General features: G+C 42.5%; 25 protein-coding genes, 4 tRNA genes, 1 rRNA gene and 1 riboswitch. Of the genes, 21 read left to right on the forward strand and 9 right to left on the reverse strand.

The genetic code is table 11. From position 1 onward, the window contains the following. Both H8Z79_RS15565 and H8Z79_RS15570 read left to right on the forward strand, forming a co-directional pair. Nucleotides 1-179: ribosomal RNA gene (locus tag H8Z79_RS15565) — 23S ribosomal RNA — on the forward strand; the annotation flags it as partial. A 276-nt stretch (nt 180-455) separates the two neighbouring features. After that, nucleotides 456-1,097, forward strand: a complete 642-nt coding sequence (locus H8Z79_RS15570) for a DUF4317 family protein (RefSeq protein ID WP_118041240.1) — start codon at nt 456-458, stop codon at nt 1,095-1,097. Nucleotides 1,098-1,128: 31 nt separating this feature from the next. Here H8Z79_RS15570 and H8Z79_RS15575 read toward each other — a convergent pair whose 3' ends face one another. From H8Z79_RS15575 to H8Z79_RS17525, 3 genes are all read right to left on the reverse strand, one after another. Then, complete coding sequence (locus H8Z79_RS15575) at nt 1,129-2,478, reverse strand: MATE family efflux transporter (RefSeq protein ID WP_118041242.1); 1,350 nt, start codon at nt 2,476-2,478, stop codon at nt 1,129-1,131. Between the two features lie 32 nt (nt 2,479-2,510). Further along, the gene (locus H8Z79_RS15580) at nt 2,511-3,539 is read right to left on the reverse strand and encodes an RluA family pseudouridine synthase (RefSeq protein WP_015540821.1); all 1,029 of its coding nucleotides are present in this window, start codon (nt 3,537-3,539) and stop codon (nt 2,511-2,513) included. Nucleotides 3,540-3,638: 99 nt separating this feature from the next. Further along, on the reverse strand, nt 3,639-3,971 hold the full coding sequence (locus H8Z79_RS17525) for a LysR substrate-binding domain-containing protein (protein WP_334291032.1): 333 nt from the start codon (nt 3,969-3,971) through the stop codon (nt 3,639-3,641). Between the two features lie 84 nt (nt 3,972-4,055). On the opposite strand from H8Z79_RS17525, the gene H8Z79_RS15590 reads away from it, so the two are divergent. The 5 genes from H8Z79_RS15590 (at nt 4,056) to H8Z79_RS15610 (ending at nt 8,332) form a co-directional block, all read left to right on the forward strand. After that, nucleotides 4,056-4,940, forward strand: coding sequence for a 4Fe-4S binding protein (locus tag H8Z79_RS15590; RefSeq protein WP_015540823.1), 885 nt, complete (start codon nt 4,056-4,058; stop codon nt 4,938-4,940). Nucleotides 4,941-4,989: 49 nt separating this feature from the next. After that, nucleotides 4,990-5,472 carry a CinA family protein gene (locus H8Z79_RS15595; RefSeq protein ID WP_015540824.1) on the forward strand — a complete coding sequence of 161 codons (483 nt, stop codon included), beginning with the start codon at nt 4,990-4,992 and terminating at the stop codon, nt 5,470-5,472. A 78-nt stretch (nt 5,473-5,550) separates the two neighbouring features. Further along, the gene (locus tag H8Z79_RS15600) at nt 5,551-6,909 is read left to right on the forward strand and encodes a M20 family metallopeptidase (RefSeq protein ID WP_015540825.1); all 1,359 of its coding nucleotides are present in this window, start codon (nt 5,551-5,553) and stop codon (nt 6,907-6,909) included. A 225-nt stretch (nt 6,910-7,134) separates the two neighbouring features. Then, on the forward strand, nt 7,135-7,674 hold the full coding sequence (locus H8Z79_RS15605) for a hypothetical protein (RefSeq protein ID WP_015540826.1): 540 nt from the start codon (nt 7,135-7,137) through the stop codon (nt 7,672-7,674). A gap of 37 nt (nt 7,675-7,711) precedes the next feature. Then, complete coding sequence (locus H8Z79_RS15610) at nt 7,712-8,332, forward strand: methylated-DNA--[protein]-cysteine S-methyltransferase (protein WP_118041244.1); 621 nt, start codon at nt 7,712-7,714, stop codon at nt 8,330-8,332. An 18-nt stretch (nt 8,333-8,350) separates the two neighbouring features. Here the strand turns inward: H8Z79_RS15610 and H8Z79_RS15615 are convergent, their stop codons facing one another. After that, nucleotides 8,351-8,641 carry a hypothetical protein gene (locus H8Z79_RS15615; RefSeq protein ID WP_118041246.1) on the reverse strand — a complete coding sequence of 97 codons (291 nt, stop codon included), beginning with the start codon at nt 8,639-8,641 and terminating at the stop codon, nt 8,351-8,353. Between the two features lie 193 nt (nt 8,642-8,834). Between H8Z79_RS15615 and H8Z79_RS15620 the strand changes: the two genes are divergently transcribed. From H8Z79_RS15620 to H8Z79_RS15650, 7 genes are all read left to right on the forward strand, one after another. After that, nucleotides 8,835-9,980 (forward strand): aldo/keto reductase, encoded by a 1,146-nt coding sequence (locus tag H8Z79_RS15620; RefSeq protein ID WP_015540829.1) that lies wholly within the window; start codon nt 8,835-8,837, stop codon nt 9,978-9,980. A gap of 26 nt (nt 9,981-10,006) precedes the next feature. Next, a complete protein-coding gene (locus H8Z79_RS15625; RefSeq protein ID WP_015540830.1) occupies nt 10,007-10,636 on the forward strand; it encodes a flavodoxin family protein in 630 nt (209 codons plus the stop codon). 439 nt (nt 10,637-11,075) lie between these two features. Beyond that, a riboswitch (Fluoride riboswitch) is annotated at nt 11,076-11,154 on the forward strand. Nucleotides 11,155-11,204: 50 nt separating this feature from the next. Beyond that, nucleotides 11,205-12,383 (forward strand): cation:proton antiporter, encoded by a 1,179-nt coding sequence (locus H8Z79_RS15630; RefSeq protein ID WP_015540831.1) that lies wholly within the window; start codon nt 11,205-11,207, stop codon nt 12,381-12,383. A gap of 218 nt (nt 12,384-12,601) precedes the next feature. Next, nucleotides 12,602-12,796, forward strand: coding sequence for a sulfur carrier protein ThiS (thiS, locus tag H8Z79_RS15635; RefSeq protein WP_015540832.1), 195 nt, complete (start codon nt 12,602-12,604; stop codon nt 12,794-12,796). A gap of 48 nt (nt 12,797-12,844) precedes the next feature. After that, nucleotides 12,845-13,609 carry a thiazole synthase gene (locus tag H8Z79_RS15640; protein WP_015540833.1) on the forward strand — a complete coding sequence of 255 codons (765 nt, stop codon included), beginning with the start codon at nt 12,845-12,847 and terminating at the stop codon, nt 13,607-13,609. 15 nt (nt 13,610-13,624) lie between these two features. Beyond that, nucleotides 13,625-14,884 carry a 2-iminoacetate synthase ThiH gene (gene thiH, locus H8Z79_RS15645; protein WP_118041249.1) on the forward strand — a complete coding sequence of 420 codons (1,260 nt, stop codon included), beginning with the start codon at nt 13,625-13,627 and terminating at the stop codon, nt 14,882-14,884. Continuing rightward, nucleotides 14,877-15,458, forward strand: coding sequence for a thiamine phosphate synthase (locus H8Z79_RS15650; RefSeq protein WP_225877035.1), 582 nt, complete (start codon nt 14,877-14,879; stop codon nt 15,456-15,458). Before thiH ends, H8Z79_RS15650 begins: the two co-directional genes overlap by 8 nt. Before the next feature lie 116 nt (nt 15,459-15,574). Here H8Z79_RS15650 and H8Z79_RS15655 read toward each other — a convergent pair. Both H8Z79_RS15655 and H8Z79_RS15660 read right to left on the reverse strand, forming a co-directional pair. Beyond that, a tRNA-Trp gene (locus H8Z79_RS15655) sits at nt 15,575-15,645 on the reverse strand. A 70-nt stretch (nt 15,646-15,715) separates the two neighbouring features. Continuing rightward, nucleotides 15,716-15,803, reverse strand: a tRNA-Ser gene (locus tag H8Z79_RS15660). Between the two features lie 159 nt (nt 15,804-15,962). On the opposite strand from H8Z79_RS15660, the gene H8Z79_RS15665 reads away from it, so the two are divergent. The 4 genes from H8Z79_RS15665 to deoD all read left to right on the forward strand — a co-directional run bounded on the left by H8Z79_RS15665 (nt 15,963) and on the right by deoD (nt 17,978). Next, nucleotides 15,963-16,895 carry a serine O-acetyltransferase gene (locus tag H8Z79_RS15665; protein ID WP_118041253.1) on the forward strand — a complete coding sequence of 311 codons (933 nt, stop codon included), beginning with the start codon at nt 15,963-15,965 and terminating at the stop codon, nt 16,893-16,895. Nucleotides 16,896-17,054: 159 nt separating this feature from the next. After that, nucleotides 17,055-17,125, forward strand: a tRNA-Gly gene (locus H8Z79_RS15670). Nucleotides 17,126-17,130: 5 nt separating this feature from the next. Next, nucleotides 17,131-17,203 (forward strand) — tRNA-Gly (locus H8Z79_RS15675). 61 nt (nt 17,204-17,264) lie between these two features. Next, nucleotides 17,265-17,978 (forward strand): purine-nucleoside phosphorylase, encoded by a 714-nt coding sequence (gene deoD / locus H8Z79_RS15680; protein ID WP_015540837.1) that lies wholly within the window; start codon nt 17,265-17,267, stop codon nt 17,976-17,978. Here deoD and H8Z79_RS15685 read toward each other — a convergent pair whose 3' ends face one another. After that, the gene (locus H8Z79_RS15685) at nt 17,979-18,194 is read right to left on the reverse strand and encodes a DUF378 domain-containing protein (RefSeq protein ID WP_015540838.1); all 216 of its coding nucleotides are present in this window, start codon (nt 18,192-18,194) and stop codon (nt 17,979-17,981) included. 96 nt (nt 18,195-18,290) lie between these two features. Beyond that, complete coding sequence (locus tag H8Z79_RS15690) at nt 18,291-19,388, reverse strand: DUF5067 domain-containing protein (RefSeq protein WP_015540839.1); 1,098 nt, start codon at nt 19,386-19,388, stop codon at nt 18,291-18,293. Between the two features lie 155 nt (nt 19,389-19,543). Here H8Z79_RS15690 and H8Z79_RS15695 point away from each other — a divergent pair, with 155 nt between their 5' ends. The 3 genes from H8Z79_RS15695 to H8Z79_RS15705 all read left to right on the forward strand — a co-directional run bounded on the left by H8Z79_RS15695 (nt 19,544) and on the right by H8Z79_RS15705 (nt 22,708). Beyond that, nucleotides 19,544-20,476 carry an alpha/beta fold hydrolase gene (locus H8Z79_RS15695; RefSeq protein WP_015540840.1) on the forward strand — a complete coding sequence of 311 codons (933 nt, stop codon included), beginning with the start codon at nt 19,544-19,546 and terminating at the stop codon, nt 20,474-20,476. Nucleotides 20,477-20,688: 212 nt separating this feature from the next. Then, nucleotides 20,689-22,275: a 4-alpha-glucanotransferase gene (malQ, locus tag H8Z79_RS15700; protein WP_015540841.1), complete on the forward strand. Its 1,587-nt coding sequence runs from the start codon at nt 20,689-20,691 to the stop codon at nt 22,273-22,275. After that, nucleotides 22,268-22,708 carry a DUF308 domain-containing protein gene (locus H8Z79_RS15705; protein WP_015540842.1) on the forward strand — a complete coding sequence of 147 codons (441 nt, stop codon included), beginning with the start codon at nt 22,268-22,270 and terminating at the stop codon, nt 22,706-22,708. Before malQ ends, H8Z79_RS15705 begins: the two co-directional genes overlap by 8 nt. Nucleotides 22,709-22,753: 45 nt before the next feature. Here H8Z79_RS15705 and H8Z79_RS15710 read toward each other — a convergent pair whose 3' ends face one another. Then, complete coding sequence (locus H8Z79_RS15710) at nt 22,754-23,287, reverse strand: VanZ family protein (RefSeq protein ID WP_015540843.1); 534 nt, start codon at nt 23,285-23,287, stop codon at nt 22,754-22,756. Nucleotides 23,288-23,314: the final 27 nt, after the last annotated feature.

Raw genomic sequence — 23,314 nt, forward strand, 5'->3', positions numbered from 1 at the left:
GTAGCCAAGCCCGGAAGGGATAAACGCTGAAGGCATCTAAGCGTGAAGCCCCCCTCAAGATGAGATATCCCATCCGAAAGGAGTAAACCCCCTTGAAGACGACGAGGTTGATAGGGCAGAGGTGGAAGTGTGGTAACACATGGAGCTGACTGCTACTAATAGGGTGAGGGCTTGACCAAAAAGCTGAGACGAGCGGCTGTCGCCGCACGTGGAGTGAGGAATGCTTGCATTCCAAAACGGAGACGTGAGGAGACAGACATTTGCGAAGCAAAAGGCACTGAGCAACGAAGTTGCGAGGTGACCAGGCTCGGCGAAAGCGAACGCATGGTCATGATCTGGTTGCAAATGTCAACATGTATGTGGTTTTGAAGATACGATAATGAAGCCGAAGCAGATTTTATTCGCTTCGGTTTTTTTGTGTTAAAATAAGAAAAACATCAGGAAAGGAATTTATCATGCCATCCATTATACCGATTAACAGAGAAGAAATACTGGAGCTGACACGGAGAATGACATTGTCCCGGACTTCTATGACGCGCATTGCGGGAAGCTACATGGATTCAGAAGGTTTCATTGACGGAACCTTTAATACAAATTTTCTGAAACTGAAACCAACAGAGAAGGAAAAAAATCTTGCGATAGCCAAAATAATTCCATTTTCGTCTACAAACAAAAATCTGAAACGATACATTCTTCCCGAGAACGCGTGTCGGCCGGGAGGAATCCGCCAGCTGCTACTTGGGATAAAATCCAGTGCACTGAAAAATGACGCGCTTCTGGAAGCATTTTATGAATATGTAGCTGGAAATTATCATACAGATCATGATTATGCGGTATATCTTTTTCATAATACGTATGATATTCCACTCAAGGCATCAGATAAGGAAAGCCTCTGGGAATCAGAAGAAATGTATGAATATCTTATCTGTGCAATTTGTCCGGTGAGTGGCGATTATGAGCCGGGAGAGCCGGAGTGTGGATTTTTATTTCCGGCATTTCAGGACAGAACAGAAGATCCGGATTACATTGATGTCTATCAAAGCAATCCGGATCTACCGAAAAATGACTTATTAAAAATTTTACAGTTGTGCGACTGATGACCGAATTACTGCCGGTGGTAAGAATTTTTTAATTAGCAGACTTAAATTTTCGAATACTGATGTAATAACTGACAACAAGAAGTACGGTAGCTCCTGTCCAAGCAGCAATCTCTGCATAAAAAATGCCATTCTGTCCGATAAACTTCGGAAGCAGGAGAGCAACACCGACACGTACAAAAAATTCCATGACACCGCTCAGCATGGGAATCATCGTATTTCCAAGTCCCTGCAGAGCAGAGCGATAGACGTAAAGGAAATACAGAATACACAGGCAGGATGCCATAATGAACAGATAATGCCATGCGATATCAAGAACCTGTTCCGCCTGCGTGGAATCACCGGAGATAAACATGGAAAGTAAAATCTTTCCAAAAAGAAACATCATGATACTGATAAATGCTGAAGTGAAAAATGCAAGAAAAGCACTTGCATGTACACCCTTTTTGATCCGTTCGATCTTTCCGGCACCAAGGTTCTGACCTACATAGGAGACAACGGCATAACCGTAGGAAATTGCAGCCATCTCGAGTACTCCGTAAAGCTTATTGGTGGCAGTAAAACCGGCGACGAAGAGAAAACCGTAACCATTGATGACAAACTGTACGGCAAGACCTCCGACGGAAATGATGACATCCTGAAAAAGGATCGGTGCACCAAGTCCGAGAAGCTTTTTGTTAAGGCCGGGTACCTTTTCAAAATCTTCTTTAGAAGTATGTACAATATCAATTTTGCAAACAATCATAAAACAATACAGTGCGGAAAATGCCTGAGCGGTAACGGTTGCCAATGCAGCTCCGGCAACACCCCAGTGAAGTCCGGCGACAAAAACGAGATCCAGTACAACATTGATCAGGGAAGCAATGATCATGGCAACCAGCGGTGTACGGCTGTTTCCGAGTGCACGCAACACAGAAGCAAAAATATTATAAGCTGCAACAAACGGAATACCACAGAAAACGATCCGTAAATAAATCAGAGACATTCCTATAATATTATCCGGCGTATTTAAAAGAAGTAAAATCCATCTGGCTGTAAGCTGGCTGACAATCAGAAGAGAAACCGCAGTAATGGCAGTAAGCAGATAACTGTGAGCGACTGCTTTTTTGAGATCATTCCATTTACGTGCACCGTAATGCTGAGAGATTAAAATAGAAAATCCCTGTGTGACACCTGTGGAAACACCAAGAACCATCCACATGATCCATTCGACAGCACCGAGTGCGGCAAGAGCCTGTACTCCGGCGACCTGTCCGACAACAATCGTGTCAACCATCGTATATAATTGCTGAAAAATATTCCCCAGCATCAACGGTACTGCAAAAAGCAGAATAAGCTTCGCCGGAGAACCCTTTGTCATATCTCGAATTTGAGCAGACATAAAAACCTCCAATATTCTGTGTATAAAAGTAATTATAAACTAAAATTGATGTTTTGAAAACAGTTACAGAAATCATCAGGGAGGGGAGCTTCCAGTGAAATCCATGCATTGTTAAACGGATGCCGGAATTGGATCTTCCATGCATGCAGGGCTGTGCGATGAAATACAGGCTGTTCGGATACAGAATCTGCCGGAAAAGTTTTCTGATACAAAGTATCTCCAAGAAGCGGATGCCCGAGAGCCTTCATGTGGACACGGATCTGATGCGTGCGTCCGGTATCCAGTTTTAAAGTTACGACCGACCAGTTCGGTGAACTGTAAAGAACCTGGTAATGTGTGACTGCAGAAAGCAATGTTGCCATATCAACCAGAGGTGCCACAAAGTCAGCAGATTCAGGAGAAAAAGAACTGCCGAAATCAGTTATTGCTTCCATCCGCAATGGATGATCTGCTGTTTTTCTGATCGGAAAACAAACCGTGTGCCACGCAGTATCTGATGAAGCACTTGTATCATCAGAAAAATCACCCTTTACTACGGCAATGTATTGTTTATGAAGAATGCCGGATTCACGTTGAGTTTGAAGCCGCTGCGCCGACACCTGATTTTTTGCAAACAAAACAATACCGGAAGTCTCTTTGTCGAGCCGTCCTATCGGGCGGACGCGGCAGGAGAGTTTTTTCTTATGAAAATATCCGGCTACCTGATTGGAAAGTGTGTCTGCGTAATGTGCACCGGAAGGGTGTGTAAGAATTCCGGCCGGCTTGTTTACTGCGAGAATATCTTCATCTTCATATAAAATTTCGAGAGGATGTGCATCCTCACAAAATGATACCAGCTGATTCGAATCGTTTTTAGCAGTCTCGATGCAGATCATGATCTGCTCGCCGGTCTGTACAATATCTGTTGTCCGACATTGTATTCCGTTTTTGCGTATCCCGTCCGATTGAAATTTGGCATGGCTGATCTGTTTTTTTGTGAGCTTCAGAGCGGTGCGGAGAACTTTTTCGACAGTCTGCCCGGCCATATGTTCATCAACGGTGAGAGTCATATATTTTTCCATAAAAAAGTTCCTTTATTTGCATAAGATTCTTTTTATTCCAGTATTCCCATATTTGGCGGGAGTTTGATATTTTTGTATGTGTGGAGCAGTTTTTCCAGATCATTGCCGGGTTCCGCTTCCCCGCTCACGCATTGTAAAGGTTTCTCCCGCAAGATCCCGAACATGAATGCAGTTTCTATGATAAAAAGAATGATATTTGCCGACGGCAAGTATCAGACAGTCCTCGATAATCGGGAGAACGGTAAGGTCAGGAGAAAGAATTTCACCCTCTACAATTCCAACGTCAAGTTCTGCGCGCAGAAGTCTGCCGCGCTCTGTGAGGTAAAGCTTTTTACCGAGGCGTTCAAAGAGAAGGCCACTGCAATAAAAATAGTCAGATGTCGTATTGTCATATGGTATGCTCCTTGTATAGAAAATACCTATTATTTCTATAAAATAATATCATTTTTCAAATACATACTCAAGTGGTATATTATGAAATGCAAATCAAAATATGAAATGGGATGAGGGAAATATATGTCAGCATTAACAGTAAGTAAAGAGGACGAAAAAAGAGTAAAAGGAATGGGATTTCTGAATAACCGCGGAACAGATCTTTTTTCTGCACGGGTCCTGACGGTAAACGGAAAAGTAACGGCAGCGCAGCAGCGTTGTATGGCAGATGCAGCGGAAAAGTTCGGAAACGGAGAGCTTTTGTATACAACAAGACTTTCTGTGGAAATTCCGGGAATCCCGTATGAAAATATTGACGAATTTCGAGAGTTTATTGCCAAAGAAAATCTGATAACAGGAGGAACAGGGGCAAAAGTCCGTCCGGTCGTATCCTGTAAAGGGACAACCTGCCAGTATGGACTTCTGGATTCTTATGCGATTTCAGAGGAAATCTACAAACGTTTTTATGATGGATACAGAGACGTTGCACTGCCGCATAAATTTAAGATTGCAGTAGGCGGATGTCCGAACAACTGTGTAAAACCGAACTTAAATGATGTGGGAATCATCGGCCAGCGCATTCCGAAAGTAGATACTGATATTTGCAAAGGATGTAAAAAATGTGCGATCGAAGCAGCCTGTCCGAACAAGGCTGCAAAAGTAGTGGACGGAAAAATCACAATTGATGAGGCACAGTGCCGACATTGTGGACGCTGTGTTGGAAAATGTCCGTTCCACACAATCGAAGATGGTACATATGGTTATAAGATTTATATTGGCGGAAGATGGGGCAAAAAAGTATCAAAAGGAAGAGCACTCGGCAAAATTTTTACTTCCAGAGAAGAAACTCTGGATGTCATCGAAAAAGCAATTCTTTTCTTCAGGGATCATGGAAACAAAGGCGAACGTTTTGCAGAAACAATAGAGCGCATTGGTTTTGAAAACGTGGAAAAGGAATTGATTGGATGAGCAATATCTGTTAGGATAAAGGCAGCAATTCGATTTGGAGATGAAGAGTATGGAACAGAAAGAAAAAGACAGTATCATTAAAAAAATGATTGATACACATACAACGATTTCGGCAATGGAAAGCTGCACATCCGGTATGATTGCATCCACGATCACAGATACAGAAGGTGCATCTGCAATTTTTCCGGGAGGTTATGTCACATATCTGAATGAGACCAAAATCTTTATTGGTGTTGAGGAAGAAATTATACAAAAGTATGGGGTATATTCCAAAGAATGTGCAGAGGCAATGGCAAAAACAGTACAGGAAAAGCTGCATACGGATATTGCTGTCGGAATAACGGGAACAACAGGTAATATTGATCCCAATAATGCGGACAGTGTACAGGGCGTTGTATATTTTTGTATTCGCGTAAAAGATAAAGTAAATACTTTTGAAGTACATGCAGAGGTTGCCGGAATGAGTCGTCATGAAATCAAGCAGATGTATACAGATATGGTATTTAAAAAACTAGAAACACTTGTGATATAACGTAAAAGAGTGTATATTTAAGAAAGACTGCAGAATATATGATTTCTGGCAGGATAATATTATCTGGAGGAAATGATAATGAGCATCAAAGAAGAAATTCATGGATTGACAGATGAAATGCTGACAAATCTCGGAAGACTGGTTGCAATTGATTCGCAGCTTGGAACTCCGGCAGAGGGAATGCCGTTTGGCGAGGGACCTGCAAAGGTTCTTGAGGAAGCATTAAAAATTGCAGATGAGCTTGGTTTCAAAACAGTAAATCTTGACAATTACTGTGGTTATGCAGAGATGGGCGAAGGAGAGGAAATCGTCGGTATCGCCGGACATCTTGATATTGTACCGGTAGGCGGTGACTGGACATATGATCCGTTTAAACTTACCAGAGAAGGTGACCATGTATACGGACGCGGAACTACAGATGACAAGGGTCCGGTTCTGGAAGCTCTTTATGCAATGAAACTCGTACGTGATTCAGGTGTGAAATTAAACAAAAGAGTCCGCCTGATCATGGGATGTAACGAGGAAACCGGATCAAAATGTATGGAACATTACAACGAGGTGGAAGAGGAATTATCCTGTGGTTTTACACCGGATGCAAACTTCCCATGTATCCATGGTGAAAAGGGTCAGATGGGAATGATGGCATATTCCAAAAATACAAAAATTATTTCCATGAATGGCGGTTTTGTTTCCAATGCTGTGTGTGACACCTGTAATACCGTAGTTCCGGCAGAAGCAGGACTGAAAGAAAGGCTTGAGGCAGCGTTTGCTGAGACAAAACTTCAGGAATACAAAGTAACAGAAGAAAATGGTGAGATCAGCATTTATGCAAAAGGTGTTCCGGCACATGCCAGCACACCGATGCTTGGTGTCAATGCAGCAGGGGTGACATTTGAATGTCTTGCAAAAGCCGGCTTCGAAGATGATTTTGTAAAATTCTACAATGAACATATTGGTACAGCCTGCGATGGTTCTGGCCTTGGTCTTAAGTTTGCTGATGAATACGGCGAACTGACACTGTGCAATGGTATCGTCAAGACAGAAGACGGTGTGATTTCTGCTACGATCGACATCCGTGTACCGGTTACGCTCAAGGGTGAGGAAGTCCGTAAGATGTGCGAAGACAGACTGGAAGATGGAAACGGACGTATTGAGATCCTTGGAATCGGTGATTCTCTGTTCTTCCCGAGAGAGTCTCCGCTTGTAAATGCACTGTACAAAGCTTATGTCGATGTAACAGGTGACACAGAGAATAAACCGATGGTTATCGGCGGCGGAACTTATGCGAAATCACTTAAAAACATCATCGCATTCGGACCGGAAATGCCGGGAATCGATTACCGTATTCACGGTGCAGATGAATTTATGCTTGTATCAGGAATGGAAGAAGCTGTACTTGTATATATGGAAGCAATCAAAAATCTTCTTGAAATCTGATCGTTTTCTGAAATCTGTTGGTTTACAACAGAAATTATGATAGCGATTAAACAAATAAAGAGAACCTTCTCTGCCGTCGGGCAGGGAAGGTTCTCTTTTGGGATAACAGGAGATATTTACAATGAAATCGTGGTAACCTGTGGGAGAACAGAAGCAATGATGAAAAAGAGATGCCGGACGAGGCATTAGATCGTCTGGAAAAGATGAGAATGGAGTTGGAAAGATATGAGTGTGATGAACACATTTTCCGGGAAAAAGTTTGACCCCATGCATATGAACAGTGAAGATGTATCACTGGAAGATCTTGCGCATGCACTGAGTCTGTTATGTCGTGGAGGAGGACATTTACAATATTTTTATTCCGTCGGACAGCATTCGATAAACTGCATGAAAGAAGCAAGGGCAAGAGGATGGTCGAAGAGGATACAGCTTGTATGTCTTCTGCATGATGCAAGTGAGGCATATATTGCAGATATTATCCGGCCGGTGAAAGTACATCTGTCGGAGTATTATAAAATCGAAAGCAAAATAATGGACTGTATTTTGGAGAAATTTGGTCTGGATGATCTGAGTGAAGAAGAAAATTCCAGATGGAAGCAGATCGATGATGAGATATTGGATCATGAACTCAGAGAACTGATGATCGGAGAAAAAGACAGACCCATAAAGCCACTGGCATCTGTTCCGGATATGACAGAACAAAACTGGCGAGACGTTGCAGAGCAATTTAAAACGTTGGCGGAGGCGCTGATAAGGGAGAAATAAGCTATGAAAATTGCAGAAATAAGGAAGTATTCTATTTATGAAAACACGTGAAGAAGTATTAAAGTTCGGAATGTCATTTAAAAATGTATACGAAGAAAAACCGTTCCATGATCCGAACTGGCAGTTGATAAGGGTAAAAGGAAGCAAAAAGGCTTTCCTCTGGATTTATGAACGAAACGGATATATTAATCTGAATGTAAAAGCTGATCCGGAATGGCGTGATTTCTGGCGATCTGCATATGAGTCTGTGACAGCGGGATACCACCAGAATAAAGAACACTGGAATACGATTATACTGGATGGAAGCATACCGGATAAAGACATCAGGAGAATGATTGCCGAAAGTTATGATCTGATCACAGACAGTCCGACGAAGCGAATCTATGAGGCGGTAAAACGAATCCCCAAAGGTCATGTTGCGACATATGGGAAAGTTGCAGAAATGGCAGGGAATCCCAAAATGTCACGGGCAGTTGGAAATGCCCTGCACAAAAATCCGGATCCGGAGCATATCCCGTGTTTCCGGGTAGTCAATTCAAAGGGAGAACTTGCCGGAGCTTTTGCATTCGGAGGAGACGGCGCACAGGCAAAACTTCTGGAAGCAGACGGCGTAGAAGTGGTCAATGGCAAAGTAGATCTCAAAAAATATGGAATCTGAAAAAAAGAAGGGAGCATATCACTTTCTTATGGCAGGATCATCCAGACCAACATGGAAGTCATCGCAGCGATATGTAATGTACCTATGATTCGAAATGGAAACAGCAGGATAAATATCGGCAATATGGTGAAATTTTGGGGGATACCCCTTCAAGAAGGTGTGCCATTTTTTCTCATTGTTGAGATCTTTGAAATTTTCCAGTTTCAGCTGTCCGTTTGGAAAAATAGATAAAATGCGGTCACAGTACATATTACATGCATGGCCGATGATTCCAAGCAACAGCAAGAGTTTCAGAATTGTTGAACTCATAAATTGTCACCTCCGACAGAATATATTTTTTATAAATATAGATTAGTCAAAACTAACTAAACTGTCAAAAGATATAAAAACTATGAAATTTTTTTAGACGATTATAATTCGGAAAAGCTTATGTTATACTGTTGTAAAAATGTTTAATATTTCGTGTGAAAATAGGATGATTATATTTATTGGAGGAAAACTAATGAAAACACGCAGATTGGGAAAAACTGAATTAGAGGTCAGTGAAATTGGTTTTGGCGGTGAGTGGCTGGAACGTCATCCGGAAGAGGAAAGTATTGAGCTGATTCGTTATGCTTCATCAAAGGGAATCAACATTCTGGACTGCTGGATGGCAGATCCGAAATCCAGAAATATTATCGGAGAGGGAATCAAAGAAAACCGCTCCAAATGGTTTATTCAGGGACATATCGGTTCTACATGGAAAGATGAGCAGTATTTCCGTACAAGAGATATGAAATATGTGCGTCCGGCTTTTGAAGATCTTCTGAAGAGACTGCAGACAGATTATATTGATCTCGGAATGATTCATTATGTGGATTCTGAAGAAGAATGGGAGCAGATCCAGCATTCGGATTATCTGGAGTATGTGATGGACTTAAAAAAGAACGGAGTGATCCGTCATATCGGTATGAGTTCCCACAACCCGAAAGTAGCGGTAAAGGCGGCAGAGTCCGGTTATGTGGAAATGATTCTTTTCAGCATCAATCCGGCATTTGATATGCTTCCTGCAAGTGAAAATATTGATACGATGTTCGCGGAGGAATTTGATGAAAATCTGAAAGGAACAGACCCGGATCGTGCACGTCTGTACAAGGTATGTGAACAGAATGATGTGGGAATTACAGTAATGAAAGGTTTTGCAGGCGGAAGACTTTTTGATGAAAAACGTTCCCCGTTTGGAGTAAGCCTGACACCGGTACAGTGTATTCACTATGCACTGACACGTCCGGCGGTCTGTTCGATCATGTGCGGCTATGATACAAAAGAACAGGTGGATCAGGCAACAGCATACGAAAATGCGAACGAAGAGGAGAAGGATTATGCATCAGTGATTGCCAGTGCACCTTTTCACTCCTACAGAGGAGAGTGTACATACTGCGGTCATTGCAAACCATGTGTATCTAATCTGGATATCGCAATGATCAACAAGTTTTATGATCTTGCGACGATGCAGCCGGAAGTTCCGGCAACGGTTCAGTCGCATTATGAATTGCTGGAGCACAAAGCATCTGAATGTATCGGATGTCAGGCATGTGAAGCAAGGTGTCCGTTCGGTGTGCCAATCGCGGAACGTATGGAAAAAACAGCAAAATTATTTGGATGTTAAAAAGCACAGACAGGAGAAAGAAGATCATGAAAGAAAATTTAAAGGTACTTATGATAAACGGAAGTCCGAAATCAAATGGAAATACATCAATCGCACTGCGAGAGATGGAGAAAGTTTTTAAAGAAAACGGAGTCGATGTGGAAACAGTGACAGTTGGAAATAAAGCCATTCGCGGATGTGTTGCATGTAATTCCTGCTATGAAAAAGGTAAATGTGTCTTTGACGATATCGTAAATGAACTTGCACCCAAATTTGAAGAAGCAGATGGTCTTGTGGTTGCAAGTCCGGTCTATTATGCGTCTGCAAATGCAACGCTGGTCGCCTGTCTTGACCGCCTGTTTTACAGCAGTCATTTTGATAAGACGATGAAAGTCGGTGCAAGTATCGCCTGTGCCAGACGAGGCGGATGTTCGGCGACATTTGACGAACTCAATAAATATTTTACCATATCCGGAATGCCGATTGCATCCAGCCAGTACTGGAACAGTATTCACGGAAGAACTCCGGGTGAAGCCGAAAAGGACGAAGAAGGCAAGCAGACCATGCGCACCCTTGCTGCCAATATGACATTCCTGATGAAGAGCATCGCACTTGGCAAAGAGCAGTTAGGACTTCCTGAAAAAGAAGAAAGAGTAGCAACACATTTTATCCGATAAGAAAAACAAATCTACATAAACAGCTGTGTATATTTAATTGAGAATATACATAGCTGTTTTTTTGTGCTAAAATAAAGTCAGTGGCAACTAACTAGAGGCAACAGGGGAAAACATCTGGAAATTGACAAAATAGTTAATTCTATACGATGGGGAAATAAATATGACAGGACAGGTACTGGCAGGGATTGCTGTAATTTCTTTATTGGTTATCCGGGTCCACCAAATTTCAGATTTGAGATACCTCAGATAATAGTAAATGAGTATAAAGTCATCCAGATTTTAAAAATTAGATGACTTATACCTTGGAAAATATAGTGCAAGTCATGGCAAGCGACAAAAATGGATGGTTCAAATGTGAATAAGTCTGATTTGGGGTAGAATTGTTTGAGTAAAATGTTTTTTTCTTGCGAAAGAGGAGCTCATGTGCTATTCTTATTAAGGCTATAAAGGGAATGAAGTTCTCCCTGAGTAATAAATTACTTAAACCGCTTATGAAAGCTGATGACTTCTGCGAGTAAACTGACGCAGAAAGTCTCAGCTTTTTCTGCGTATATAAGGGAGGAATTTTATGTTATTAAGTATTTCACTGATTCTTATTTTGGGAATGTTCATGGGATGGATATGCCAGAAAATTAAATTACCGGCTTTACTTGGAATGTTAATCACCGGAGTTATTCTGGGACCATATGGGCTTAATCTGCTGGATGGCAGTATTCTTGGAATATCTGCAGAACTTCGCAAAATAGCATTGATCATTATTCTTACAAGGGCAGGTCTTGGACTGGATCTGTCCGGACTAAAAAAAATTGGAAGACCTGCAGTGCTTATGTGTTTTGTACCGGCATCTTTTGAATTGCTGGGTATGATTCTGCTGGCACCAAAACTAATGGGATTAAGCGTATTAGAGTCGGCTGTTATGGGCGCAGTACTTGCAGCAGTTTCACCGGCTGTTGTTGTTCCCAGGATGGTGAAGCTTATGGATGAGGGCTATGGAGTAAAAGAAGGAATTCCACAATTGATTCTTGCAGGTGCATCCGTTGACGATGTGTATGTCATAGTTCTGTTTTCCACATTTGTCGGAATGATGCAGGGGGAAGGTGCTTCTATACTTAAGTTTGTAAATGTTCCGGTTTCCATATTTGGGGGAATTGCGATAGGATTGTTACTTGGCGTGTTGCTGGCATATTTCTTTAAGAAAGTACATATCCGGGATACATCAAAAGTGCTTATCATTTTGAGTATTTCATTTTTGCTTGTAGTAATTGAAGATAAACTGACAACAGCAATTACGTTTTCCTCATTGATTGCGGTTATGTTTATTGGAATAGGATTACAGAAAAAGAGAGAAGCTGTTGCTGAAAGACTCTCTGTAAAATATGGAAAGTTATGGGTTGCGGCAGAAGTTTTTCTGTTTGTGCTTGTAGGCGCAACTGTAAATATTGAATACCTTGGAAAAGTCGGATCCAAAGCTTTCGTTGTTATTATTGGAGCATTGATATTTCGAATGTTTGGTGTATTTGTATGCCTGCTGGGAACAGGGCTTAAAAGAAAAGAGCGATTGTTTGCTATGGTGGCCTATACACCGAAAGCAACTGTTCAGGCTGCAATTGGAGGAATCCCGCTTGCATTGGGGTTTGCCTGTGGAGATACCGTATTAACTATGGCAGTTCTGGCAATAGTACTTACTGCGCCGCTGGGGGCATTTGCTATTGATTTGTCATATAAGAAATTACTGAATAAACAATGAATAGGATAAAATATGTATAATGTAAAAGCCTCCAGAATAACACTTGCAAAGTCGCTTTGAATTTTGTATAATATTTTGCATATATGCAGCCCGGATGAATGGGTTGAGTGTGAACTGGGGGCACCACTTTTCACAGGATATTTCAGGCGCCGGACAACACCATAAGTGTGTTGTTCGGTGCCTTTTTGCGTATATAAGAAAGTGAAAGGAGCGTATAGATGGTAAAAATCAATGGTGAGGATAAAGACATTGCCGGAAAAAATCTGCTGGAATATCTGAATGAGGCGGGTTATAAATCAGAATGGGTAGTCGTAGAACGCAATTTTGAGATCATCCCAAGAGAAAATCTCGGCAATGTGACGATTCAGGACAATGATGAAATAGAAGTTCTTCGTTTTGTCGGAGGAGGCTGAAAATCCTGCAATGAATCAGGCAAAATAAACAGAAAGAGAGAAAAGAAGATGGAAGATAAATTAGTATTAGGCGGAAAAGAATTTAAAAGTCGTTTTATTCTTGGATCAGGAAAATATAATCTGAATCTGATCAAAGCTGCAGTTGAACAGGGCGGTGCGGAGATCATTACGCTTGCACTTCGCCGTGCCAACACGCAGGAGAGTGAAAATATTCTTGATTTTATCCCTAAAGGAGTGACGCTGCTGCCAAATACATCAGGAGCGAGAACGGCAGAAGAGGCGGTACGTATTGCGAGGCTGAGCAGGGCAATGGGATGCGGAAATTTTGTAAAAATTGAAGTTATGCGTGATGCGAAGTATCTTTTCCCGGATAACTATGAAACGGTCAAGGCAACGGAAATTCTGGCTAAGGAAGGATTTGTTGTTTTGCCTTATATGAATCCAGATCTGAATGTGGCAAGAGACCTTCAGAATGCAGGTGCAGCTGCGGTTATGCCGCTGGCAGCCCCAATCGGCAGCAACAAAGGTCTTGCAACAAAAGCTATGATCCAGATACTGATTGATGAGATTGATCTTCCGGTCATTGTAGATGCGGGAATCGGAAAACCATCTCAGGCATGTGAAGCAATGGAGATGGGTGCAGCCGCAATTATGGCAAATACTGCGATTGCTACGGCCGGAGATGTGCCGGAAATGGCATCTGCATTTAAACTGGCGATTGAAGCCGGAAGAAAAGCTTATCTTACCGGAATGGGACGAGTGCTTGCCAGAGGTGGAAGCGCATCCGATCCGCTGACAGGATTTTTGCGCTAAGGAGGAAACGGAATCATGAATGAAGAAAATCAGGTATATTTTATAGACAGTGACAAACTTCCACCGGCAGCGCTGGAGAGAAAACACAGACTTGAGCAGGATCCGTCTTTCCGTACAAATCATATGGAATATATGGAGGGAATGCAGGTTATCGAATCCGACATAAAAGATAAAGTACTTCATGCAATGGATACGTATGATTATGACGCTTATACCGCAGGAGATGTGGAGCGGGCACTTTCGCATGAATCCTGTTCGATAGAAGATTTTAAAGCACTTTTATCTCCGGCAGCGGCACCGTATCTTGAACAGATGGCAAGAAAAGCAGAGGAACTTACAAAGAATCATTTTGGAAATACGGTCTATATTTTTACTCCGTTATATATTGCGAATTACTGCCAGAATTACTGCGTTTACTGTGGATTTAACTGCTACAATAATATCAGGCGTAAAAAGCTGACGTTTGAAGAAATTGAACATGAGATGCAGGTCATTGCAAAGACCGGTATGGAAGAAATCCTGATGCTGACAGGAGAGAGCCGCGCATATTCTGATGTGAAATATATCGGAGAAGCTGTAAAGATTGCAAGAAAATATTTCAAAAATATCGGAATTGAGATTTATCCTGTGAATGTAGACGAATATCAATATCTGCATGAATGTGGTGTGGATTACGTCACGGTTTTTCAGGAAACTTATAATACAGATAAATATGAGACGCTTCATCTTATGGGACATAAACGTGTCTGGCCATACCGTTTTGATGCTCAGGAACGTGCATTGATGGGAGGTATGAGAGGAGCCGGATTTTCTGCGCTTCTGGGATTGGATGATTTCCGGAAAGATGCTCTGGCTACAGCGCTGCATGTTTACTACATTAATCGCAAATATCCACATGCAGAGCTTTCTTTGAGCTGTCCGCGTCTACGTCCGATTGTCAACAACGACAGGATCAATCCGCGGGATGTGGGAGAAAAAGAACTTTGCCAGGTATTGTGTGCATATCGTATATTCCTTCCGTTTGCGGGAATTACGGTGTCCAGCCGTGAAAGTGCCACATTTCGAAACGGAATCGCAAAAATCTGTGCAACAAAAGTTTCGGCAGGTGTTTCGACCGGAATCGGTGATCATGAAGAAAAATATGAAGGCAAAGAAGATGATAATGTAGGGGATGAACAGTTTGAAATCAACGATGACCGTTCCTTCGGAAAAATGTATGAAGATATGGAGCAGGGCGGTTTGCAGCCGGTTCTGAATGATTATATCTATGTATAAAGAATATGAACATACCATAGTAATTACGAATCGTGCGCTGGTGCAGGGGGATTTTTTTGAGCAGATGCAAAAAGTGATCTGCCTGCATCCGCATGCGGTGATTTTACGAGAAAAAGATTTGGTGGATGAGGAATATAAAATGCTGGCAGAAAAAGTTCTGGACATGTGCAGAGAAGAAGACGTAAATTGTTTCCTGCACTCCAGAATTTCTATAGCAAAAAGTCTGGGCTGCGGACGGATTCATCTGTCCATTCCCGTACTTGAGTCAATGAAAGAAGAGGAACGAAGAAATCTCAGAAAAGATTTTCAGGAAATCAGTGTTTCCTGTCACAGTATGAAAGATATGAAGACTGCTGTAAAAAACGGAGCCACGCAGATTATCCTTGGAACGATCTTTGAAACGGAATGCAAAAAAGGACTGAAGGGAAAGGGACTGGAATTTGTTCGGGAAATCTGCAAAGCATGTCCGGTGCCGGTATATGCAATCGGCGGTATCAATATGGAGCGTCTGCCGCATGTGATGGATGCAGGTGCGGCCGGCGGATGTATGATGTCTGGTTTTATGAAAATGTAGCCTAGAATCTGCTGTCAGAATAAGGAGGGGGGATCCTGAGTGGTACCCTGTCCTTTTCGGGAAAAACAAAAGAGCCTGAATGCCTTGATTTTAAAGGCTTTCAGGCTCTTAATGAGCAGGGGATGAGAGAATCGAACTCCCACCAAAGGTTTTGGAGACCCCTATCATACCATTTGACCAATCCCCTGTATCAGCGAAGCGTAATTACTTCATCTGCAACGAATAAAATTATAGCAGATAACGCTGTTGCTGTCAAGCGGAGATGGAGGGATTTGAACCCTCGCACCGGTTGCCCGATCTACCGCATTTCGAGTGCGGACCCTTCAGCCACTTGGGTACATCTCCATGTCTGATATCCACCAAACATGTTCCATTATATAAGGTGATGGGGGAAAGGTCAATCTTTTTTATGCGGAAAGGACAATTCTTTTTGTTGACGTGAAAAGGATACTATAATAATATGTTAATATAAAAGCATTGAATTGAATGGAAAGAGGTTGACTTATGGACAGAAAAAAAGATGCGATTTTAAAAGCAACATCCGCATTGACTGAAAATTATAAAAATGAAGAATTATTTATGCCGAAGAACGGAAGAAGCCTTCCGAGCAGGGCTGTGATCATCGATGTGGTAAAGGAACTGCGGGCTGTGATATTTCCGGGATACTTCTGGTCGGATTCTGCAGCAGGCATGTTTCCGGAATATTATACAGGTTATAGACTGAATGATCTTTACGACAGACTGAAAGAGCAGATTGAAATCGCACTTCTGTATGCAAATCAGGAAATGGAGCAGCAGGAGGCATCAGAGCAGGCAGATCGTATCTGCGGCGGATTTTTTGAAAAGCTTCCGGAAGTGCAGGAGAGACTTCTGAAAGATGTGCAGGCAGGCTTTGACGGAGACCCTGCTGCAAAGAGCAAAGAAGAAATTATTTCTTCCTATCCGGGTGTGTTTGCAATCTATGTATACCGTCTGGCACATATTCTTTATGTGGAGAATGTTCCGCATATCCCAAGAATTATGACAGAGTATGCGCATGGCAAGACCGGCATCGATATTAACCCGGGGGCAGTGATCGGCGATTATTTCTTTATTGACCATGGAACCGGTGTGGTAATCGGTGAGACTACAGAAATTGGCCGCAATGTGAAACTGTACCAGGGTGTGACTCTGGGAGCACTTTCTACCAGACAGGGACAGCAGCTTGCAAATGTCAAACGTCATCCGACAATCCACGATAATGTAACGATTTATTCAAATTCATCTGTGCTGGGTGGTGAGACCGTGATCGGCGAGAATACGATTATCGGTGGTAATACCTTTATTACGGAATCTATTCCGGCGAATACAAAGGTCAGCGCCAAGAGTCCGGAACTTGTAATTAAGAAGCCGCGTAATGCTGTGTCAAAAGCCGATGTATGGGATTGGCAGGACTAAAATGTAAATTGACAAAACTACCCAAAATAACAGGAAAAAATATATTATAAAAAAAATTAAAAAAATTTAAAAATACCTGTTGACAAATCCTGAGTTATAAGATATACTCAATATCGTTGAAGCGAGCGAAACAAAAACGCATCGCAAGCACAGCGATATGCGGGTGTAGTTCAATGGTAGAACACCAGCCTTCCAAGCTGGATACGTGGGTTCGATTCCCATCACCCGCTCTTATGCGATAGTGGCGTAGTTGGTAACGCGCGACCTTGCCAAGGTCGAGACCGCGGGTTCGAGCCCCGTCTATCGCTCTTGAGGACTCTGAGATTTCAGAGTCCTTTTTTCTATTATAAAATTAAGGAGGAATGAAATATGCCGATACCAACCCCACACATTGAAGCAAAAAAAGAGGAAATCGCAGGAACGGTCATCATGCCGGGCGATCCGCTTCGTGCAAGGTATGTAGCCGAGCACTTTCTGGAGAATGCAAAACTTGTAAATAAAGTCCGGAATGCATATGGTTATACCGGAACGTACAGAGGTAAGGAACTTACTGTAATGGCAAGTGGAATGGGCATGCCGTCTATGGGGATTTATTCTTATGAACTGTTTAAGTTTTATGATGTGGAAAATATTATCCGTATTGGGTCGGCAGGCGCATATACAGACCACCTGGCAGTGTATGACGTAGTTCTTGTGGACAGTGCATGGAGCCGATCCAGCTTTGCAAAAGTACAGAACGGATGTCAGGATGATGTGATGTATCCATCGAAAGAACTGAATGCAAAGATCCTTGAGACGGCAGAAAATTTGCAGATCCCGGTAAAACCGGCGAGAGTTCATTCCTCTGATGTATTTTATGCGGAAGATAATATGGACGATTTCCGGGAACTTTATCGGAAACATCAGTGCGAGTGTGTAGAAATGGAAAGCTTCGCACTGTTTCACAATGCGAAGCTTCTTGGCAAAAATGCAGCCTGCCTTCTGACAATTTCAGATTCCTTTGTGACACATGAAGAGCTTTCTTCACTGGCGAGACAGGAATCCTTCGAAAATATGATGAAGGTGGCTCTGGAGTCCTGCTGATCAGGAAGTTGTTCTGTCCTGATCGATCAGTCCGTAAAAAGACAGAAGATACAGACCGCAGATTCCGACCAGACCGTAGATAATACGCGAGAGCCAGCTCATACTGCCAAAGAGAAGGGCAACGAGGTTCAGATTGAAAAAACCAATCAGGCCCCAGTTGATCGCACCGATTATGGCAATTGTAAGTGAAAAATACTGTAAGAATTTATTTCCCATAAGTCACCATCCTTTCACAGTGCTAGTATTCCATAATTGCAAAAAAATATTCGCAGCAGATTTTTCTGCTGCGAATTTTTGTGCTGAAAATTTATTTTACTGTAATTTGATTGTCTGTGAGGTGACGTTGCCGTCTCCGAATGCAAAAGCTTCAGATGCCTCCAGTGTGACATCGGATTTATCATTCAGAGAAAATGCGTAACAGATCGTTACGGTATTGCCGGGTTCAACTTCTGCAATGTAGTTGTTGATCGCCGGATCATCTTCTTTGGGTACTGCAGGAGAAAGCTTTTCTCCGTTCTGCGATGCAGATAGCTGTACATCGACAAGTGCGCTTGAAGTGGAACTGCTGTTGTTGGTGTAATCACAGTAGAGCATCAGGCAGTTGCTGTCGTCGATTTCCTGTGCGATACGGAACTGAGTAAGTTTCAGTGTGAAATGATCATTTTCCATATCTATGCTTGTTGTACTGCTCGGAGTTGCACTTTCGGCTGCTGCGTCAGGATTGTTCAGACCCGCAAGGGACTGGTCAATCTCATCCTGTACGTTGGTAAAGTTTGCAGACATGACTCTTACAGTATCGGCATCAAGGGCAACGATTTTCCACTGACCGTCAGCTTCAATTACCGGGTAAGTAATGTCAGTTTCAGTAAATTTGTCTTCTACAGTAGAAGATTTCTCTTCGAGCAGGGCAGCAAGTTTCTGCTCGGTTTCTTCTTCGGTAAGTGTTGATCCTGAAAATGCGGTGGAAACGATCTGTTTCAAAAACTCTGTAATGGTTTCTTTGTAAATGTCAGCACCGTCAAGGTAGCGGATATGTGCAGTTACAGAAGCGGTTCCGTTCTGGATGTGGAAGCTTGTCTTTGTGATCTTGTAGCTCATTTTTTCGTTGATTTTTTTGAAAAATGAGGTGTAGGCATTACTTGTGATGTCAGCGTCATCGAGTGCGGACATATCATTACTCTGCAGAAGAGCCTTCATGCCGTCAAAATTCATTGCGCGCATGTTTTCGAGATAATCTTTTGTAGTTTCAATTGGTTTCTGACGTTCGTAGAAGTAATATCCGGCGCTGCCCGCGATTACCAGAATAAGGATGACCAGAAAGATGATCAGTCCTTTTTTCTTCTTTTTCTTTCGGACTGGAATTTCCTGCACTTCCTCATCCTCATAAAATTCCTGATTGTTTGTATCCATATTTCCTCCTTATGAAGTTCAGGTTAAAAAGTGTTCTATTTGTACAAATTTCATTATAACAGAAGCCTGCATTGCTTGACAAGGTCAATTCCCCACTCTACAATGAAGACTAATAATATATAAGAAACTACCGATAAAACCGTGGAGGAAAAAACATGATAAGAAAACAGGAAGGCGCATTTTTGTCTGAGGCGGACGGACTGGAAATTTCTGCATTATGCATCATGCCGGAAGAAAAGACAGAGTACAGAGCAGTGATTCAGCTGGTTCATGGAATGAGCGAGCATAAAGAACGCTATATTCCTTTTATGGAATATCTGGCGGAAAAAGGGTACATAACAGTTATTCATGATCATCGCGGACATGGAAAGAGCGTGAAGAATCCGGATGATCTGGGATATATGTACGGTGGCGGAGCAGAGGCAATGCTTCAGGATATCGAGACAGTAAATAAAGAAATACACAGACATTTTCCGGACCTCCCGGTGATTTTGTTCGGGCACAGCATGGGATCTCTGGCGGTTCGTGCTTTTGCAGCAGAACATGATGACTGTATCGATATGCTGATCGTCTGCGGTTCTCCGAGTAAAAACAAAGCGAGACCGCTCGGTAAGGCGATTGCCCGTGTTGAAGGCAGAGTTCTGGGTGCGCATCATAAAAGTAAACTGCTTGAGGCAATGTCACTTGGCGCATATGCAATGAAATTCCGCGGCGAAGGGAACAGAAATTCGTGGATCTGTTCGGATCCGGAAGTTTATAAAGCATATACCGAATCAGATTTATGCGGATTTACTTTTACAGATGATGCATATCTGGCCTTGTTTGATCTGATGAAAAAGGCATATGATGTTCATCGGTGGAGATGTACCAGACCGAAAATGCCAATTCTTTTTATCAGTGGAGCCGAAGATCCGTGCCTTGGTAATGTACGTAAGTTTGCAGGGGCGGTTCATGCGATGAGAAGAGCCGGTTATCTGGATGTCAGGGGCAAACTGTATCCGGGCATGAGACATGAAATCCTGAATGAAAAAGATCACGAAAAAGTCTGGAAGGATATTGCTGTCTACATAAAGAAAAAAGGATTTTAAAATAGCAACAATTCTGGTATAATGATTTTTGTGTAATTATTCAGAAGGTAGTATCCCGCGAGGCGTTTTGGCATGTTTTTTGCCAAAATCCCGAGACCTATAAGGCAAAATGCCATCACCGAAGGTGATTTGGAATGCATTTTGACTCGTAACTGTGAGGGTACTGAACAGTTATATTTTTGTGAATATTTACCAGATTTGGAGGAGATAAAATGAGAGCAAGCGGCATTTTGATGGGAATATCCAGTATTCCGTCAAAGTATGGAATCGGATGTTTTTCAAAGGAGGCCTATGATTTTGTAGATCAGCTGAAGATGGCCGGACAGCAGTACTGGCAGATCCTTCCGCTGGGACCGACCGGATATGGGGATTCTCCGTATCAGTCAGTGTCCACATTTGCAGGAAACCCGTATTTTATTGATCTGGAGACTTTGATTGATAAGAAATTACTGACAAAAGAAGAATGTGAAAGCTGTGACTGGGGCGGAAGTGAATCCTATGTTGATTATGAGAAGATGTATCTGTCCCGTTACAAACTGCTCCGTAAAGCATATGAAAGAGCTGATTTAAAAAATGATCCGGATTATATGGTATTTTTGAAAAAAGAAAAAGACTGGCTTCTGGATTACTGCCTGTTTATGGCAATCAAGAATGCTCAGAATGGCAAGTGCTGGATCGACTGGCCGGAAGAATTAAAAGACCGCCATTCAAAAGCCGTAAAAGAAGCGGAGAAAGAACTGGCAGAAGAAGTCGGATTCTACAGCTTTCAGCAGTATTGCTTTACCACGCAGTGGAACAAACTTAAAGAATATGCCAACGAGAAAGGCATTCAGATCATCGGAGATGTACCGATTTATGTAGCATTGGACAGCTCAGACGCATGGGCAAATCCGGAGATGCTCCAGTTTGATGAAGACTATAATCCAAAAGCCGTTGCGGGATGTCCGCCGGATGCATTTTCTGAGAGCGGACAGCTTTGGGGAAATCCTCTGTATGACTGGAAAAAACTGAAAAAAGACAATTATGGCTGGTGGGTTCAGCGAATGAGCCACAGTCTGAAGCTTTATGATGTTGTGCGTATTGATCATTTTCGCGGATTTGATGAGTATTATGCAATCCCGTATGGGGATGAGACTGCCGAAAACGGTGAATGGGAAAAGGGACCGGGGATGGAGCTGTTCCGCGCTTTGCATAAAGAAATCAAGGAGCTGCGCGTGATTGCCGAGGATCTTGGATTCCTTACAGAAAGTGTTCTGGAAATGCTGAAAGAAAGTGGATTCCCGGGAATGAAAGTATTGCAGTTTGCTTTTGATGGAAGTGAGGACAGCAGTTATCTTCCATATAAATATGACAGCAACTGTGTCGTTTATACAGGAACACATGATAATGAAACAACAAAAGGCTGGCTCGAAAACCTTCAGGGACATGATCTGAAATTTGTCAGAGAGTACATAAATTGTTATGAACAGCCGGTTAATGACTGTGTATGGGCGCTGATCCGTACGGCATTGTCAAGTGTGGCAGAACTTGCAATCATCCCGATTCAGGATTATCTGTGTCTTGGCAATGAAGCACGTATGAATGCACCGTCTACACTTGGTGACAACTGGAAATGGAGACTTACAAAGAACCAGATTTCCGAGACAACACTGTACCATATGAGAGAAGTAACCAGAATTTACGGTCGTCTGGCAAAAGAAAAAGAACCGGTCATCGCAGAAGAAAGTAAGCCTGAGAAGGAAAAGACAGAGGCAGAAACAGAGACCAAGGCAGAGAAAAAGGAGAGACATAATGAGTGAACAGGATAAAATGACAGAGCAGGAGACAGAAGTGACGACTTCCGGTGAAGCTCCGCAGGAAAAAAAGAAACAGGAAGTACCGACCAGAAGTATGATACTTATGATCCTGGCAGGATGCTATCTTTTGTATACAGGATATCGGCTCTGTAAAAATGTGCTGGATGGAGTTGAGGGCGGAAGCTGGGGATTTTTTGCAGCAGGTGCCGCATTTATCGTTGTCGGTGCTGTAATGCTTTTTGTCGGTGGAAGAAATTATCTTCGTCGTGAGAAAGAAAAACATGCAGAGCAGGAAGCACAGGCACAGATCATCAGGAAAACACAGCCGGCAGAAGAAAAGAAAACCATGAGTATTGCAGACCGTGCAAGACTTGCGGGAGGTCTGGATGATTCTGAAGAGACAGAAACACAGGCCGATACAGAAAAAGAAGAATAAGAATATCGACAGAGATTCTTATAGATAAGAAAAAGCGTCGCAGAATCAGGATCTGCGGCGCTTTTTGCGATTTTTTTTACGTTTGCGTGAAGAAGAACCGGGTGTATGTAAGGAGGACCAGCAAAACAGCTGAACCAGAATGATCCCGATCAATGCACCTGAGCTGTCAATGCAAACATCCCTGACAGACGGACCACGGCCGCCGACAAAGGACTGGTGGTATTCGTCGAGTCCGGCAAAACCGACACAGAAGATGCCGGCAAGAAGGAACAGCCAGATGCCGCGGATACGATAAACGTAAAGCGGGAAAGAAACTGCTACGGCCAGAAGGAAATATTCAGTCATATGCGCTGCTTTTCTTACATAAAAATGAATATTGTCTGCTTCATAGCTTAATTCATAAGAATCCTTGTTTTCGTGTAAAACCTCGTTCTTGACTTCTACAATCTTATAGCTGATTTTGTAACTTAATTCCCCAGACACCTCCCCGGTCTGGGCCGAGAATGAAAAGATCAGATACATCATAAGAAGCGCAGGAAGAAAAGATAAGGGTTTCAAAAGTGTAATCAGTATTTTCATGGGTTTTAATATAGCATGGCTCCAGAA

The organism is Blautia intestinalis, from assembly GCF_014297355.1.
Taxonomy (GTDB): Bacteria; Bacillota; Clostridia; order Lachnospirales; family Lachnospiraceae; genus Blautia_A; species Blautia_A intestinalis.

Excerpts from the sequence above, each read along its gene's own strand:
- H8Z79_RS15570 (WP_118041240.1), top strand. The coding sequence starts at position 456 with ATGCCATCCATTATACCGATTAACAGAGAAGAAATACTGGAGCTGACA.
- H8Z79_RS15575 (WP_118041242.1), bottom strand. The coding sequence starts at position 2,478 with ATGTCTGCTCAAATTCGAGATATGACAAAGGGTTCTCCGGCGAAGCTT.
- H8Z79_RS15580 (WP_015540821.1), bottom strand. The coding sequence starts at position 3,539 with ATGGAAAAATATATGACTCTCACCGTTGATGAACATATGGCCGGGCAG.
- H8Z79_RS15590 (WP_015540823.1), top strand. The coding sequence starts at position 4,056 with ATGTCAGCATTAACAGTAAGTAAAGAGGACGAAAAAAGAGTAAAAGGA.
- H8Z79_RS15595 (WP_015540824.1), top strand. The coding sequence starts at position 4,990 with ATGGAACAGAAAGAAAAAGACAGTATCATTAAAAAAATGATTGATACA.
- H8Z79_RS15600 (WP_015540825.1), top strand. The coding sequence starts at position 5,551 with ATGAGCATCAAAGAAGAAATTCATGGATTGACAGATGAAATGCTGACA.
- H8Z79_RS15605 (WP_015540826.1), top strand. The coding sequence starts at position 7,135 with ATGAGTGTGATGAACACATTTTCCGGGAAAAAGTTTGACCCCATGCAT.
- H8Z79_RS15610 (WP_118041244.1), top strand. The coding sequence starts at position 7,712 with ATGAAAACACGTGAAGAAGTATTAAAGTTCGGAATGTCATTTAAAAAT.
- H8Z79_RS15615 (WP_118041246.1), bottom strand. The coding sequence starts at position 8,641 with ATGAGTTCAACAATTCTGAAACTCTTGCTGTTGCTTGGAATCATCGGC.
- H8Z79_RS15620 (WP_015540829.1), top strand. The coding sequence starts at position 8,835 with ATGAAAACACGCAGATTGGGAAAAACTGAATTAGAGGTCAGTGAAATT.
- H8Z79_RS15625 (WP_015540830.1), top strand. The coding sequence starts at position 10,007 with ATGAAAGAAAATTTAAAGGTACTTATGATAAACGGAAGTCCGAAATCA.
- H8Z79_RS15630 (WP_015540831.1), top strand. The coding sequence starts at position 11,205 with ATGTTATTAAGTATTTCACTGATTCTTATTTTGGGAATGTTCATGGGA.
- thiS (WP_015540832.1), top strand. The coding sequence starts at position 12,602 with ATGGTAAAAATCAATGGTGAGGATAAAGACATTGCCGGAAAAAATCTG.
- H8Z79_RS15640 (WP_015540833.1), top strand. The coding sequence starts at position 12,845 with ATGGAAGATAAATTAGTATTAGGCGGAAAAGAATTTAAAAGTCGTTTT.
- thiH (WP_118041249.1), top strand. The coding sequence starts at position 13,625 with ATGAATGAAGAAAATCAGGTATATTTTATAGACAGTGACAAACTTCCA.
- H8Z79_RS15650 (WP_225877035.1), top strand. The coding sequence starts at position 14,877 with ATGTATAAAGAATATGAACATACCATAGTAATTACGAATCGTGCGCTG.
- H8Z79_RS15665 (WP_118041253.1), top strand. The coding sequence starts at position 15,963 with ATGGACAGAAAAAAAGATGCGATTTTAAAAGCAACATCCGCATTGACT.
- deoD (WP_015540837.1), top strand. The coding sequence starts at position 17,265 with ATGCCGATACCAACCCCACACATTGAAGCAAAAAAAGAGGAAATCGCA.
- H8Z79_RS15685 (WP_015540838.1), bottom strand. The coding sequence starts at position 18,194 with ATGGGAAATAAATTCTTACAGTATTTTTCACTTACAATTGCCATAATC.
- H8Z79_RS15690 (WP_015540839.1), bottom strand. The coding sequence starts at position 19,388 with ATGGATACAAACAATCAGGAATTTTATGAGGATGAGGAAGTGCAGGAA.
- H8Z79_RS15695 (WP_015540840.1), top strand. The coding sequence starts at position 19,544 with ATGATAAGAAAACAGGAAGGCGCATTTTTGTCTGAGGCGGACGGACTG.
- malQ (WP_015540841.1), top strand. The coding sequence starts at position 20,689 with ATGAGAGCAAGCGGCATTTTGATGGGAATATCCAGTATTCCGTCAAAG.
- H8Z79_RS15705 (WP_015540842.1), top strand. The coding sequence starts at position 22,268 with ATGAGTGAACAGGATAAAATGACAGAGCAGGAGACAGAAGTGACGACT.
- H8Z79_RS15710 (WP_015540843.1), bottom strand. The coding sequence starts at position 23,287 with ATGAAAATACTGATTACACTTTTGAAACCCTTATCTTTTCTTCCTGCG.